Annotated in this window: 13 protein-coding genes, 2 pseudogenes and 1 riboswitch; of the genes and pseudogenes, 8 read left to right on the forward strand and 7 right to left on the reverse strand. The window is 46.2% G+C overall.

Features of this window, described 5'->3' with window-relative positions; genetic code table 11:
* The first annotated feature begins 197 nt into the window (after positions 1-197).
* Entirely contained in the window at positions 198-578 is a 381-nt protein-coding gene (locus TZ48_RS11485; protein ID WP_112479245.1) for a SirB2 family protein, read from the forward strand.
* 9 nt (positions 579-587) lie between these two features.
* On the opposite strand, the gene TZ48_RS11490 is transcribed toward TZ48_RS11485, so the two are convergent.
* On the reverse strand, positions 588-1,721 hold the full coding sequence (locus TZ48_RS11490) for a GGDEF domain-containing protein (protein ID WP_239670805.1): 1,134 nt from the start codon (positions 1,719-1,721) through the stop codon (positions 588-590).
* Between the two features lie 756 nt (positions 1,722-2,477).
* Between TZ48_RS11490 and TZ48_RS11495 the strand changes: the two genes are divergently transcribed.
* A complete protein-coding gene (locus tag TZ48_RS11495; RefSeq protein ID WP_112479247.1) occupies positions 2,478-2,816 on the forward strand; it encodes a helix-turn-helix domain-containing protein in 339 nt (112 codons plus the stop codon).
* Positions 2,817-2,824: 8 nt separating this feature from the next.
* Here the strand turns inward: TZ48_RS11495 and mepA are convergent, their stop codons facing one another.
* The 5 genes from mepA to TZ48_RS11520 all read right to left on the reverse strand — a co-directional run bounded on the left by mepA (position 2,825) and on the right by TZ48_RS11520 (position 8,553).
* Positions 2,825-3,670 carry a penicillin-insensitive murein endopeptidase gene (gene mepA, locus TZ48_RS11500; protein ID WP_112479248.1) on the reverse strand — a complete coding sequence of 282 codons (846 nt, stop codon included), beginning with the start codon at positions 3,668-3,670 and terminating at the stop codon, positions 2,825-2,827.
* Positions 3,671-4,016: 346 nt separating this feature from the next.
* Positions 4,017-5,024, reverse strand: a complete 1,008-nt coding sequence (locus TZ48_RS11505; protein WP_112479249.1) for an adenosine deaminase — start codon at positions 5,022-5,024, stop codon at positions 4,017-4,019.
* 120 nt (positions 5,025-5,144) lie between these two features.
* A riboswitch (purine riboswitch) is annotated at positions 5,145-5,244 on the reverse strand.
* Between the two features lie 53 nt (positions 5,245-5,297).
* Positions 5,298-6,695, reverse strand: a complete 1,398-nt coding sequence (locus tag TZ48_RS11510; protein WP_112479250.1) for a glycoside hydrolase family 1 protein — start codon at positions 6,693-6,695, stop codon at positions 5,298-5,300.
* Positions 6,696-6,699: 4 nt separating this feature from the next.
* On the reverse strand, positions 6,700-7,608 hold the full coding sequence (locus TZ48_RS11515) for an ROK family protein (protein ID WP_112479251.1): 909 nt from the start codon (positions 7,606-7,608) through the stop codon (positions 6,700-6,702).
* Between the two features lie 48 nt (positions 7,609-7,656).
* A complete protein-coding gene (locus TZ48_RS11520) occupies positions 7,657-8,553 on the reverse strand; it encodes an ROK family protein (RefSeq protein WP_112479252.1) in 897 nt (298 codons plus the stop codon).
* A gap of 270 nt (positions 8,554-8,823) precedes the next feature.
* On the opposite strand from TZ48_RS11520, the pseudogene TZ48_RS11525 reads away from it, so the two are divergent.
* Positions 8,824-9,671, forward strand: a pseudogene (locus TZ48_RS11525) (pirin family protein).
* A 120-nt stretch (positions 9,672-9,791) separates the two neighbouring features.
* On the opposite strand, the gene ppnP reads toward TZ48_RS11525, so the two are convergent.
* A complete protein-coding gene (gene ppnP, locus TZ48_RS11530; RefSeq protein WP_042495391.1) occupies positions 9,792-10,073 on the reverse strand; it encodes a pyrimidine/purine nucleoside phosphorylase in 282 nt (93 codons plus the stop codon).
* 130 nt (positions 10,074-10,203) lie between these two features.
* Between ppnP and TZ48_RS11535 the strand changes: the two are divergent.
* From TZ48_RS11535 to TZ48_RS11555, 5 genes and pseudogenes are all read left to right on the forward strand, one after another.
* Positions 10,204-11,527, forward strand: a pseudogene (locus tag TZ48_RS11535) (ABC1 kinase family protein).
* Between the two features lie 179 nt (positions 11,528-11,706).
* Positions 11,707-12,174: a DUF2850 domain-containing protein gene (locus TZ48_RS11540; protein WP_112479253.1), complete on the forward strand. Its 468-nt coding sequence runs from the start codon at positions 11,707-11,709 to the stop codon at positions 12,172-12,174.
* 148 nt (positions 12,175-12,322) lie between these two features.
* Entirely contained in the window at positions 12,323-12,619 is a 297-nt protein-coding gene (locus TZ48_RS11545) for a hypothetical protein (RefSeq protein ID WP_112479254.1), read from the forward strand.
* A gap of 269 nt (positions 12,620-12,888) precedes the next feature.
* The gene (locus TZ48_RS11550; RefSeq protein WP_239670806.1) at positions 12,889-13,584 is read left to right on the forward strand and encodes a phosphatase PAP2 family protein; all 696 of its coding nucleotides are present in this window, start codon (positions 12,889-12,891) and stop codon (positions 13,582-13,584) included.
* Between the two features lie 19 nt (positions 13,585-13,603).
* Complete coding sequence (locus TZ48_RS11555) at positions 13,604-13,897, forward strand: ArsR/SmtB family transcription factor (RefSeq protein WP_112462466.1); 294 nt, start codon at positions 13,604-13,606, stop codon at positions 13,895-13,897.
* Positions 13,898-13,902 lie beyond the last annotated feature (5 nt).

The following is a 13,902-nucleotide window of genomic DNA, read 5'->3' on the forward strand; positions in this document are numbered from 1 at the left end:
AAGAAACAACAGAGTAACACTTGATTTACATCAAAGACCCACATGACACTATTCCCTATCGTGGCGACAGGAAATTGTAAACACTGTGTAAAAGCTTTATACCCTGCTAGTGCTAGTAACGCTGAACTCCATATTTGAGACAGCGAGTACAACTTGGGTAGCAACCGCGGCGGCGGCTTGAGGTTAGTTAGATATTTATGTACACGCTTCTATTAAAAACACACGTCACATTGGCGTTACTTAGCTTCATCAGCTTCATCATTCGAGCTTGGTGGGGGTTTAGCCATTCAGCCCTGGTCGAAAACAAGTTCGCTCTGGTCATCCATCAAGTGCTTACCGCCTTTATGTTACTGAGTGCGGCAGGGCTTTGTATGACTATTGGGCAATTTCCATTATCAAACCCGTGGCTTACCGAGAAACTCGGATTGTTTATCGTTTATGCCATCAGCACTATGGTTATCTTCCAGTTCACACTCAAAAAGCGTACTCGATTGCTCGTGATGTTGATGACATGCGGAATATGGTTGACCATCTTTACCATAGGCAAAGCTCATGCCCCGCTGCTATTGGGACAATAGCAACTCCCTCTATGCGCTTGCGATGAGCTGAGCTTGTTCAGAAGCGATTTGAACACAGTTTCGACCCTCTTGCTTCGCTCGATATAAGGCTTTGTCTGCGCGAGCAACCAGTGCATCCCAACTTTCATCACAAAGGGACTCTGCGACACCAAAGCTGCAACTCACTTTGAAGGGCATACCATCAACGCGCACGTGCTCCGCGACGCGTTTGCGCATGGACTCGGCAAGGAAGAGTGCAAAGTCCAAGGTTTGATTATTTAAAACAATAATGAATTCATCGCCACCAAACCGATAAATGGCTTTGGGCGCATTCGACGTGCCTTTTATCTGCGACGCCACTGCCTTTATCACTTTGTCGCCGATAACGTGGCCATAGCGATCATTGATCAATTTAAACCTGTCTATATCAAGCATAATAATGCTCTGTTTAGGCTTACCACCAGCTTCTGCCAGTGCCAACGTATAACTATCAAGAGCACGGCGATTACGCAGATTGGTCAGTGAATCGAAGTAAGACAGCGCATAAATATCATCCACCTGGCGAGCGTTGATCAGCCACAGCATACTAAAACTTGAGGCTACCGTTAAAAAGATGCTGAATAGAAACGTCAGTTTATGCACTAAGTCAGCATCCATAAATTGGAGAATCTCAGCACTGCCCCAGGTATATACACCCCGGAACAACATAAACAACCCATAAAATCCAAACGTCGCAGCCATAGTAAAAACGGCTGGCTGGTAGTCTCTGTGTTTACCCACGATGACGACAAGCGCTGTTGCCAACGTAACGACGGCGATGGAGAACGCACTAACCAAGATGCGTTGATTGATCGAGTTGGCTTCATAAGTGAAATAAAGATTGAGCACCAACACAACAGGAATAACCCAGCTGAAGCTATGTGCAAACTGCACTTGAACCCCGCGGAACTGGCACATGCCATGGAGGATCATATGAAAGGAGACGGCGACCAACGTGTTAGCAGCAACAATGGAGACCCAATCAGGAGCCAAACCGCGTAAACTTATTAATAACGGGCCTGCCCCCATAACCAATAGCGCGAATGCAAACAGTCTTATTCCCTTGGTTTTTTCTTGAGTCTGAGCGAATAACAGCAATCCAATGCAGTATATAACACTGAACAAAATCATCACAAAATTCAGCGTTCTCATATCAAGAGAAAAAGCAGCCAATGTATCCATTCACTTCCTAGCTTTATAGTTATTTCAATTACCACTGCAAATTAATAGCCCTGCAATCATCAGCAAATGCTATACAACCAGACAGCAAATAGGAATTAGTGAGTGTTTTTTGAGAAGCGCATCACTAATATTGTTATCAATACGTGCAGTTTTTCGACAGTATAGCGTTTAAGGAGAGGATTAATTTCGTTTGTTCAATGACATAATGATTATGTTTACATACAAGAAACTCAGTGAACAAAGGTGAGTGAATTCTTACACAGTGAGAACAGCTTCAGTCTGACACATAGTAGTTCAAAATATTGACGCGCATTTGTCCTCAATCGGACAGTGGCTTTACCTGGCTTGCAAGGTTCTGACAACATCATGGCTCAGCTAAGCTGAAATACGCAGGATATACCCAAGTGACCTCAAGATGCCGAGTTCAGAGTGCTAGACAAGACTTATATTAAGGAGAATAGCCGCAGCAATGGACACCCATTACAAGGCTATTTGACGCTGAGATAAGTCTTGTCTAGCACTCCCTGCGGGCGAGTTTGCTTGGCTTGTAGCCTTTGTTGGAGGTTTTCCGCATAGACCCACTATGCATTCAAACCTCCGCCGCGACTACAAGCCAAGCAAATCTCGCTGAACCGGCATCTTGAGGTTACTTGGGTATAAAGGGAATGGGACAATTCCAATTAATTGCAGGGGTTAATAATGAACTTTACACAACAAGATACTGAAGCGCTTTACCGTGTCTGGATGTCACAAAAAGCAAAAATGCACATTACGCAAATGGAGGTGGCCAAACGCCTCAACGTTAGTCAAATTGAGTTGTCCAATCGACTCAATGGCAACCAGCCTCTAGACGCCAATTTTGTCGATCGCTTTTGTCGCCTTCTGCATATCGACCCGTGCCATCACCTACCATCGATGCGCAGCCATTTTGTGGGTGAAACTGACCGAGTATTCAATACTCGCCTTACCGTCGACGGTGACATTACCAATATTCGAGTCGATGGCAATCAAGTCACCATCGAATATCGGCTTCAATAACAGTACCTTTAAGGCTCTGCCAATAGCGCGATACATTCTTGAAACTTAGGCTTTGATACGCGTTTTTTGGGCGGCGTTTTTTTAGTGACCTTGTCTTCAGATTTTTTCTTAGCTGGAATATAGGGTTTCCAAGATGCAAGCTCTTGTCCACAGCCATCTCCCGGTGGAGGAGGGTTTTGTGCTATGCACTTTCCTTCCCCTTCAGGGCAGTGCAATCTGACGTGAAAATGGTAGTAGTGCCCCCACCATGGACGCACTTTACGAAGCCAATCTCTGTCCTTCCACTCTACTTCACAAAGCTGTTTTTTGATTAAAGGGTGAACAAAAATTCGCGCTACTCGCTCATCGACAGCGGCAACCTGGAGCAGTAGCTCGTGATTCGTCGTCCACTTATCTTGTTTGAAACGATACTTTTCAATGTCTACGACAGGATAAGGCTTGGGATCCGCCGCCTCTTCCGCATTAAGAGGGGCATTCGGAAGTCTTAGCCAAATATCAGCATCAAGCCCGGTTTGATGACTCGCGTGCCCAGAGGTAAATCGCCCTCCCCTTGGCATCGAAATATCGGCCACTAATAAGTGCCCTATACCTAGCTTATCTACGTTCCGAGCTAAATCGGTCAGGTAGGCAATCATATCTCGATGACCGTAGTAACGGTTACGCTGTGATCGAATGACTTGATAACCCTCACCACTTAGGGAAAGTTGTTGTCCACCAGCTAAACAACCGTTGGCGTAACTGCCTATTGAATTGGACTCCCCTTCACTCGGCACCAACACTTCATCCCAAGAGCGCTGCAGAGCATGAACGTTGCACGATACAATGAACAATACTAGCCAAGCCAATTTTTCCATGTCACTTCCTCGCTATGGATGCTGAGAAGACGTAGCTTAAGGATAGCGCGCTCAATAGAGCTTGCACACAATCAAACGCAAAACGATGGTGTACAACAAAGATGCGCTACGTCATTTCTCTTCTACATAAAGTGAAATGTTTCACAAAACCGGACTCAAGTTAGGGTTTCATAACTTGTTGTATTGCAGCTAATAACAGAACGCGCTACAAATAAATCACTCAGTTGATTAACCACCTCTGAGTCTACCACTCAAGTCGTCATTCCTTTTTTGAGGCTGCCACCTTTTTCGGGAGTGACGACTTAACTTTTCCTTGGCGTTCAACCGCTACTTATATCGACCCTCATTAAACCGCCGAATCTAAATAGTCCATCACTTTCTTTCGATAGGCTTGCTTTTGAGTATCGTTAATAAAGCTGGCGTCGATGGCATTAAGCGTAAATTGTGCGAGCTCCTCATGGGTTAAAAAGTGAGCCTGACTGACCGCGATAAAGTTGTCTGTCATATAGCCGCCAAAGTAGGCAGGATCATCTGAATTGATGGTCACTGCGACGCCTTTTCTTAGCAAGTCCACAATATTGTGTTCCTGCATGTCATCGAACACACGCAGCTTTATATTTGATAGTGGACACACCGTGAGAGGCATCTTAGACTCTATCAGCTGTGCCACCAGCGTCTCATTTTCAACGCAGCGGACACCATGATCAACACGACTCACACCCAGCATCGTGATCGCATCTATAATGTTCTGGGCAGGCCCTTCTTCTCCCGCGTGAGCGACCGTCAAGAAGCCATGCTCTCTTGCCATCTGAAATACATGAGCAAACTTTTCAGGCGGGTGACCTTGCTCTGAAGAATCCAGCCCCACACCAATAATTTCATTTTTGTAAGGAATGGCTTGTTTGAGCGTTTCAATGGCCGCTTCCTCAGAAAGGTGACGCAAGAAGCACATAATCAATTGCGAGCTTATTTCCAGCTTCTGTTGGCCATCTTTTAACGCGCGTACAATTCCCTTGATTACGGTATCAAACGCGATCCCCCTATCAGTGTGGGTTTGTGGATCAAAAAAGATTTCTGTGTGAATCACGTTATCGTGCTGACAACGCTCTAAATACGCCCAAGTGAGATCGTAAAAATCTTGCTCGGTTTGCAGTGCATTAGCGCCTTGATAGTAAATATCCAGAAATGACTGTAAATCATCAAACTCATACGCTTTGCGAAGCGCGTCTGGGGAGTCGTACGGTATGTCGATTTGATTACGTTTTGCCAAATTGAACAGTAGTTCTGGTTCAAGAGAGCCTTCGATGTGAAGGTGTAGCTCGACTTTTGGGAGACCTTGAATAAATGCGTTCATATACCACCTATTATGCTTATGAGAGCCGAAACGGCTTTTGGGGCTTGCGGATGCACTTACTCTGAGTATAGGAACAGATGAAGAGAAATTTCTAACGCCAATACAAAGAGTAAAGACAGCAATGCCATCCTAACTCTTCGTAATCAGCACTTTTCGGGAACTGGTAGAGACCCCCAAACCGTATTATTGGGGTTATACGAAGCTGTGGGGACTGTATCAAATGATTAAGGGTATTGGCAACCCACAGCCCACCGCTATGCCCAAAAAATGTAGTTAGATTTCAAACGAGCCCGTTGTCGCCAATTCCTTAAACCAAACCCCATGTTTCTTAGGGATTCGATTACCAGTCTCTAAATCCAAGCGGAAGAAACCATAACGACGCTTAAACGAGTTCAACCAAGACCAGTTGTCGATAAAGGTCCACTGATGAACACCAAAGCAGTTTGAGCCCTCTTCAATTGCCTTGTGAAGCTGAACTAGATGCTCTTTCATTAAGCCGGTGCGGAATGAATCGTCAATCAGACCGTCGGCACCTGGCTCTCCCTCTGACTCTAAATCCATCGCAATACCGATTTCAGCAAGATACCAAGGAATGTTGCCGTAGTTCTCTTGGACATTTTTAGCGATATCATAGATAGCCGTCGGCAAGATTTCGTTATTATCACGATATGGATTGAATCGACCTTCTGGATTTACGTAGTTCTCGAAGTAGACCTCAGGCGTAAAGTAATCTAGGTCGTACTCAGCTTCACGCGCTTTCACGCGGCGCGGAACATAATAGTTAACACCTAGGAACTCAACCTTGGCGGTTGTAATCGCGGCAACCTCTTCCGCCGTTGCTTCAGGCGTTAACCCATGCTCAGCCAATACATCACACAGCTCTTGAGGAATTTCATTTTTCACCATTGGATCAAGGAAGCTGCGATTAAACAAAAGGTCTGCATACCATGCTGCTTGTTTATCTTCTTGACTGTCGTTTCGCGTGTAAGACGGTGTTAGGTTAAGCACCACACCGATTTGCGAGTTTTCCAACTGCAACGCGTTAAAGCGGTGTACTGCTTTTGCGTGAGCGAGCATGATGTTGAAGGCCACTTGAACCGCGAGCTTACCATCCTTCTTGCATGGGTAATGGAAGTCATACAAGTAACCGCCTTCTACTGGCACGATTGGCTCGTTAAACGTAATCCAGTACTTCACTTTGTCACCAAAGAGTTTAAACGCCGTCTCTGCGTAGTCTGCAAACAGATCGACCACTTTCTTTGACTCAAAACCGCCGAACTTTTCCTGAAGTTCTGCTGGCATATCAAAGTGATAGAGGTTCATCATTGGCTCAATGCCATTGGCGATCATTTCATCAATGTAGTTGTTGTAGAACTCGACGGCGTCTTGGCAGACCTCGCCAGTTTCGTAGTCTTTGATCAGTCGAGACCACTGAATAGAAGTACGGAACGAGTTGAAACCGACCTTTTTCATGTCCTGCACATCATCTTTGTAACGGTGATACGTATCCGTTACCGTTTGAGAGCCGATGCCACGATAAAAACGTTCTGGGCTTTGTTGATGCCAAAGATCCCAAATAGAGTCGTTGGCTTTATTTGTGGTGCCTTCTGTTTGAATCCCAGACGCAGCCGCGCCCCACAAAAAATTTTGCGGAAAAGTGTATGTCGTCATCTTACTAACCTTGTCTATTCAGAAAATGTTTCAAAGCGCCAATCAGGTTGGCGTCGTTACCAAATTGTGTCAGTGCGGGAACTGAGCGTATTCGAGCAATCGGGATGCTGGCGTGGAGCTCGTCCAGTTTGCGATTGATATTGTCAATTAATCGAGGGCTACGGCTGACCGCCCCTCCAAGAAGAATGCGTTTCGGATCCAAAGAGTACTGAACATTAAAGAGAATCGTTGCCAGATCGCCATACCATTGTTCGACCAACGGCAGTACGTCGTTATCACCCTGTTCGTAGAGGGAAAATACTTTAACACCATCGAAACCCTCGACTTTTTGACGCTTAGCCATAGCCACGTTTTCAACAAGAGCACGAGTGGATGCGGCGTTTGAATAGGTAATAGGCTGCCCTTCTTCAAAACGGAGTATGCAGTAGCCAAACTCCCCAGCATGCAAGTGCGTCCCTTTGATGACTCCACCATCACGCACGATGGCACCACCTATCCCAGAGCCCAATACTAGCAGGCAAAACTCGTCATCTTCTTTTCCAGCTCCGAGCCAGTCTTCTGCAAGTGCCGCGCAGCAGCCATCGTTTTCTAGCTCAACGGGCAGGTGGAACCGAGCTTGGTATAAAGATCTCACATCGATATCGTGGATATAAGGTAGAGCACTTGCCCCTTCTATCACCCCAGTATCCACATTGACCGCTCCGCAGGTACTTATCGCGATTCCTTTAAGTGCAAAGCGTTCAGCTAGCTCATTGAACTTGGGGGTAAATGTGTCTAGCCACTGCTCATAACTGTCAGCTTGGCTAGGGAGCGAGAATCGCTCATGAATTTGAGCATCACGCGACATGACGGCACCTTTCACCGAAGAGCCACCAAAGTCTAGAGTTAGAAACAGTTCGTCTTTTTGCGTCATAGTGTTTTCATCAACTCGTTGGGTTTGTGAAGTAGTTAATCGCTGTAACTAAAGCGTGTGCAAGAATGCTGCGCCTCGCACACCAGACGAGTCACCATGTACGCTTTTGACCACCTGAGTCGTGACCGATTTTGTGAAGGTGTATTTCGAGAGTTTTTTCTGAACCAGAGGATACACTTCGTCTACGTTTGACATCCCACCACCGAGCACTATGACTTCAGGATCGACAAAGTTCACAATAGCACCCAACGTTCGAGCGAGCTGATCACAGTACAAATCGAAGTGCTCAACGGCTCTAGCATCCCCTCTTTCGTAGAGCGCCATGATCTCTCTAGAATTTGCGGGTTCGTACTTCTCTGCAAATGTGCGAGCAAAGCCGGTGCCTGAGACAAATGACTCTGCGCAGTTCATCGAGCCGCAGTAACACTGGTGAGGATTACCATCAACCTCTGGGTTAAAGTTAGGGAGCGGGTTATGCCCCAACTCGCCACCAAGTTTATTAAGGCCAGTCACCAAACCATTGTTGATCACCACGCCAGCACCGCAGCCCGTTCCAATGATGACGGCGACACAGGAGTTGGTCGCGTGCTTCGCGGCGCCATCTTTATATTCAGAAAGCGCAAGGCAATCAGCATCATTGGCAATAGCAACCGGAACATCGATCTGCTTTTGAATATCACCAATAAAATCCTGTCCATTTAACACAGACACGTTTGCACCCTGCATCAGGCCGTCATTGCCGACAGAACCACAGCAACCAATGCCAATAGAGTCGATCTCCCCATGTTGGCTCACAGCATCAATCACAGACATCACGGCAGTTAAGAACTCTGAATAACTGTTTTTTGCCGTTGGCTCACGATGGACAACCAAGGTCTCGTAGCTGTTGGCATCGAGTCCGACGCCCTCTATTTTTGTGCCGCCGATATCTAGTCCTACTATCATGTTCTGCTCTCTTGATTTGTGTGTTCGCCAATCTTTAAACGTTGAGCCACCAACATCTCGCTGGGTCGATTCTAATAAACCAAATTTTCGTTCTCTTCTAAAGGACGAGACCCTTAAAATTCAAAATAAGTCACAAAACTATATAGTTTTACAAAAATATGCGTGCAGTTTTTAGTTCGAACTATTCGAACGTCTCTTTCACATTTCCACTCTGCTCTTTCGATCTCCGGAGATCTATAGTTTGACTATCAGATACCAAGGAGGTCCCAAATGACTTCATTTAGAACCATTCAACAGATCATTCCATCGCATGCCACCTCTGATGGTGATGGTGTAAAAATTCGTCGCGTACACGGCTTTGATAACCAGGCGTTTTCGCCGTTTCTTATGATTGATGAGCTCAAATCCGACGACAAAAAAGATTATGTTGGCGGATTTCCCCCTCATCCACATAGAGGTATTGAGACACTGACCTATATGATGCAAGGGCACTTCCAGCATCGTGACCATATGGGTAACGTGGGTGAATTACGCTCTGGTGGTGCTCAATGGATGGCGGCAGGCCGTGGCGTGATCCATAGCGAAATGCCAATAATGGATGACGGTCAGCTGCACGGTTTTCAAATTTGGATTAACCAGCCAGCTAGAGACAAAATGAAGCCAGCGCAATACCACGATTTCCAACCAGAAACGATTACCGAGTATCAAAAGCCGGGGGTTGGATTAGTACGCCTATTAGCTGGCACATTAACGGTCGAAGATGAGGTTTTAACAGGCCCCTCACAAAAACAGGAGTGGCGGCAACCGTTGCTGACTGGCGTGCCGACAGGGGCGACCAACTTATTCTAGGCACACCCGAACACCACAATGCCATGGTTTATGTTTATTCCGGCGAAGTCTCATTGAGTGAGAAAAAATTGATTAAAGGTGAACTTGCACTAGTCTCAAAAGGAGAGGCTATGGAGATTAATGCGAGAGAAGATTCTGGATTGCTGGTATTTGTTGGTGAACCAATTAACGAGCCAGTGGTTCATTACGGCCCTTTTGTTATGAATAGTAGTCAAGAGATCCAACAGGCGATTAACGACTACAATCGTGGCGAATTTGAACGGTATTGAACTTCAATTACCAAATATTAGATTTGACACCTCAATCCACTGCCTGTGTGTCACGCATCGACTGGCTAAGTCGATGCGTTCTTTTTTGCGCCATTCTTTTTAACGCTGTCGCTTTTAATACTACAGATATTCGCAGAGATAAGCGGTAGCTTGCTCGACTTGCAAATCAAAGCTTGAATCGCCTTCAACATCAAACGCCTGACCCGCTGTGTAGGTTTTCCACTCTTGCGTGTTAGCTAAACGAACCGTTAGTGCACCTTTTACTACCGTCATTTTCTCCGGAGCTGCGGTGCCAAACGTGTATTCGCCCGGCGCCATAACGCCAACACTACTGTCGCCGTCGGCTTGCGTAAAAGCGAGAGATTTCACGTTTCCTTCAAAATAGGTATTTTCTTTGATCATAATGACTTCCTTGTAATTTACTTTTGGCAAAACATCGTTTTACCTCACAAAGTTAACGAAAACAAGTCATTGATCACTTGCTAGTCTGTGATGGTATAAATAAACAGAATCAATGAATCAGAGACAAGGTATGTCTAATCAGGAAAGTAAAGTCCCAACTAATCGCATCACCCGCTTCGGGAAATTAGCCTCTCTGGCAACACGAGTTACCGGCTCTATGGTCACAGAGGGCGCCAAACAGTTTGCACAAGGCAAGCGTCCCAAGGCTCGCGAGTTGCTACTCACCCCGAGTAACGTCAAACGAGTGGCCGATCAACTGGCTCATCTTCGCGGTGCAGCGATGAAAGTGGGTCAGTTAATGTCTATGGATGCAGGCGATCTTATTAGCCCAGAATTGGCTGATATTCTCTCAAGCTGCGCTCCGATGCTTCACCCATGCCTGCCAGTCAGCTTTCCTCGGTTCTGACACAAGAATTGGGAGCAGACTGGAAACAAAACTTCATTGAATTTAACTTCAAACCCATCGCCAGCGCATCGATTGGTCAAGTGCACCAAGCCCACTCAGACGATGGCACTAAACTGGCGATTAAAGTGCAATATCCCGGGATCAAGCAAAGTATCGACAGTGACGTCGACAATGTGGGCACCCTACTCAATGTGGTTGGGCTCATTCCTAAAGACGTCGATTACAAAGGGTTACTGGAAGAGGCGAAGAAGCAACTTCATGCCGAAGCGGATTACTTGTTAGAAGCCAAACTTCTGCGCCAATTTCGCGACTACCTCGCAAGCGCCCCGCAATTTGTCTTACCCGATGTCCGAGATGAACTCACAACCGATAATGTGTTAGCCATGACCTACGTGGATGGCGTTGCGATAGAGTCATTGGTTGACAGTAACCAGCAGACTCGCGACCGCGTGGTCACCTTACTGTTGGAGCTTCTTTTCAAAGAAATCTTCGACTTTAAGTTGGTACAAACGGATCCCAACTTCGCCAATTTTCTTTTTGACGAGCGGCAACAAAAAGTCGTCCTGCTGGATTTTGGAGCGACTCGAGCCTACGACGACCGAATCAGTGATGGCTATCGTCTCGCTTTCAGCGCCATCCTCGACGGTGACGACGACGCCTCTACCGAGCATTGCAGCAAATTGGCTTCTTTACTCAACAAATCTTACCTGCTCAAAGAGATGCCGTTGTGAATCTAGTGAAACTTGCCGGCGAGCCACTTAAATATCAAGGCAGCTATGATTTTGGTGCCAGCAACCTTGCACAGCGCATCAGTGAAGCGGGCACGGTAATTAGTATGGAGCAGGACTATTGGCATACACCTCCCGCAGATGCGTTATTCTTGCATCGTAAAATCGGCGGCTTGTATTTATTGGCGGCTCGCTTAAAAGCCAAAGTCGATGTAAACCAGCTGTTTTTACCCTTTAAGTTGACGGAAGTCTTGAAATAACAAAGTATTACAAAACCTTTCTGTCAGCTTCTCCTATCTAGCGCTATGGTTATCGCTAGGGGCAATGTTCCCTAGCTAGTGTTTGATAAAGTTACAACGGCACTAGCCGATAACCTACATAGACGCTCAAAACACAACTGAGCAACCCACTCCATTAGGCGACAAGGAAGGCCGAGTGAATGACAAGGATCAGAGCTAGAGCAACCCCTAACACTGACTCATACATGCTGGCAGGCATACTGTTCGTCATGGTTGTGCTGTCTGGCTTGCTCGGCTTTGCGTTTTATAGCAGTCACCAAAACCATATTTCGCCAACCCGCGTCTACGGCAATTGGATTGAAATTGGCGCTCCCAAGCAAAGCACGGAAATCCTGACATTTTCTGACGCAGGTGCACTTCGTAACCATCGACTCGTGACAACGTCCTTCGAGTTTGATGGTCGCATTGTTCGTCTTAAAACAGGCAGCGGCTTATGGGTGTATGAACGTGTCGGTACACCACGCTCTCCTCAACTTCGTCGCGTCACGCCTGCTTTGCCTCCGCAGCGGTTTATTCTTGAAGGCTACGAAGATACCGTTCCCATGGATGGTTACAATCCAGCTCAGAATCGACGTTCAGCACTGCGAGAGCATTTCTCGACCAAATAAATGCGATGCTAGATGCAAGAGGATCACTTTTGTGCACGTTTGTTTGACTCGTATCAAGCTTCACTTTAATTTCACATAAGTAGTACTCATCCTCTCCTACACTGTCTTATAGGCTAGTAGGAATCGTTACTTTCCAAAGGAGAGGACAATGATCAAAACACATCGCAACTTTGTGCTGCATGGCAGCACCCAACATCACGCTCAAATTCACGTCAATCCCGTCGGTGAACTCGATGTCGATATTGTCGAGTCTAATGAACACCATAATACCGAGTTGAGCGAGCTTAGCTTCAAACGTTCACACCACTCAACGTTAGTGAAAGGGTTTGAAATTCACGATCATAAAGCATGGCAGATCACGCTCAACCATCGAGATGCGGATGAACTAAGCACCATAGTCAAACGAGCAAATGATGATTATGAAGAGCTAATGCGTGATCTTTAAGAAAATGAGTAGCATCTTGAATTCATGTGGCAAGTAGCGACATTGCTTGCCACCTAATACTGCTTTGTACTTTTTAATACCCTATTGTTTTGATGCGCCTTTGAACCTATCCGGCTTAAAACGGCAATTCGAACAAATTATGACATTCCTCTGAATTATCAATACAATCAATCCAATACCCTATCCACCCTGTTTTACATCAGCATTCCCTACCCTCTATGCCAAATTTAAACTTTCATCAACTGCGATTTTTTACCCAAGATAAATTGTTGGGGATTGTCTGCCTCGCTATCGTAGCGACCATTTTGTTCGTTCTATCATCTTTGCTTTACCCATTCGAACTCAGCGCCCAAGTAAGCAACGGGCTAGGTACCGCGATGCAACTGCTGTCTTATTCTGCTGGTCATCAAGGGTTTCTCATCACATTAGCAGTACTTGGCGTGATGACACTCTGGGTGACGAGAGCCAGTCAGTACAAAGTGATTCTGATTGCACAGTTAGGGTTACTGTTAATATTCAGCTTTGGCGCTAAGACGTTCTTGAAGCAGTGGACAGAAAGTCCTAGGCCTTACACCCATGAACTAACGGCTGAGGGGCTGCTCTCTTCACCCGAGCAGTTCTACACGCTTGATAGTAGTGACCAAGACCAGATCATCGTTCTAGCGAGCGATGAAGTGAGTCAATGGCGCACCAAGCACTGGTTGGGTGAAACTGACTATTCCTTTCCTTCTGGTCACACAATTTTCGTGGCAGTGTGTGTTCTTTTCTTTGCTGGGTTATTTGCCAACCACCAATATCCTGTTCTCTCATCCTTAGTCATGTTGTGGGCAGTTGGCGTGGCGACCAGTCGACTGTGGCTTGGCATGCACCGTCCAGAAGATCTATTTGGTTCATTGGCATTTGCACTGGTGCTTTTCTTGATTGTCCCTAGCGCTGACTCAAAATTTCGATTACTATCGAAATAGTTATTGCGGAGAGAAACACATGCAGATTGAAGTTGCAGCAAAAGCACTAAAAGAGCTGGGACACGTTACCCGCCTCGCTATCTATCGACAAGTCGTCAAGGCAGGACGACAAGGTATCCCTGTCGGTGAGATACAAGAGCGACTTGATATTCCAGGCTCGACACTGTCACACCATATTTCTAGTCTTGCTTCGGCTAATTTGATAGAGCAGCGCCGTGAAGGTCGAACTCTATTTTGTGTTGCACAATACGAGCATCTCGCGGGCGTCATTGACTTCTTGCAAGATGAATGTTGTGTTGATGAAAAGTGCTAGTCATT

This window comes from Vibrio variabilis, from assembly GCF_003263785.1.
GTDB classification, from domain to species: Bacteria; Pseudomonadota; Gammaproteobacteria; order Enterobacterales; family Vibrionaceae; genus Vibrio; species Vibrio variabilis.

What these genes read in the sequence shown, in the direction of transcription:
- TZ48_RS11485 (WP_112479245.1), top strand. Translation starts at nt 198, where the DNA reads ATGTACACGCTTCTATTAAAAACACACGTCACATTGGCGTTACTTAGC.
- TZ48_RS11495 (WP_112479247.1), top strand. Translation starts at nt 2,478, where the DNA reads ATGAACTTTACACAACAAGATACTGAAGCGCTTTACCGTGTCTGGATG.
- mepA (WP_112479248.1), bottom strand. Translation starts at nt 3,670, where the DNA reads ATGGAAAAATTGGCTTGGCTAGTATTGTTCATTGTATCGTGCAACGTT.
- TZ48_RS11505 (WP_112479249.1), bottom strand. Translation starts at nt 5,024, where the DNA reads ATGAACGCATTTATTCAAGGTCTCCCAAAAGTCGAGCTACACCTTCAC.
- TZ48_RS11510 (WP_112479250.1), bottom strand. Translation starts at nt 6,695, where the DNA reads ATGACGACATACACTTTTCCGCAAAATTTTTTGTGGGGCGCGGCTGCG.
- TZ48_RS11515 (WP_112479251.1), bottom strand. Translation starts at nt 7,608, where the DNA reads ATGACGCAAAAAGACGAACTGTTTCTAACTCTAGACTTTGGTGGCTCT.
- TZ48_RS11520 (WP_112479252.1), bottom strand. Translation starts at nt 8,553, where the DNA reads ATGATAGTAGGACTAGATATCGGCGGCACAAAAATAGAGGGCGTCGGA.
- ppnP (WP_042495391.1), bottom strand. Translation starts at nt 10,073, where the DNA reads ATGATCAAAGAAAATACCTATTTTGAAGGAAACGTGAAATCTCTCGCT.
- TZ48_RS11540 (WP_112479253.1), top strand. Translation starts at nt 11,707, where the DNA reads ATGACAAGGATCAGAGCTAGAGCAACCCCTAACACTGACTCATACATG.
- TZ48_RS11545 (WP_112479254.1), top strand. Translation starts at nt 12,323, where the DNA reads ATGATCAAAACACATCGCAACTTTGTGCTGCATGGCAGCACCCAACAT.
- TZ48_RS11555 (WP_112462466.1), top strand. Translation starts at nt 13,604, where the DNA reads ATGCAGATTGAAGTTGCAGCAAAAGCACTAAAAGAGCTGGGACACGTT.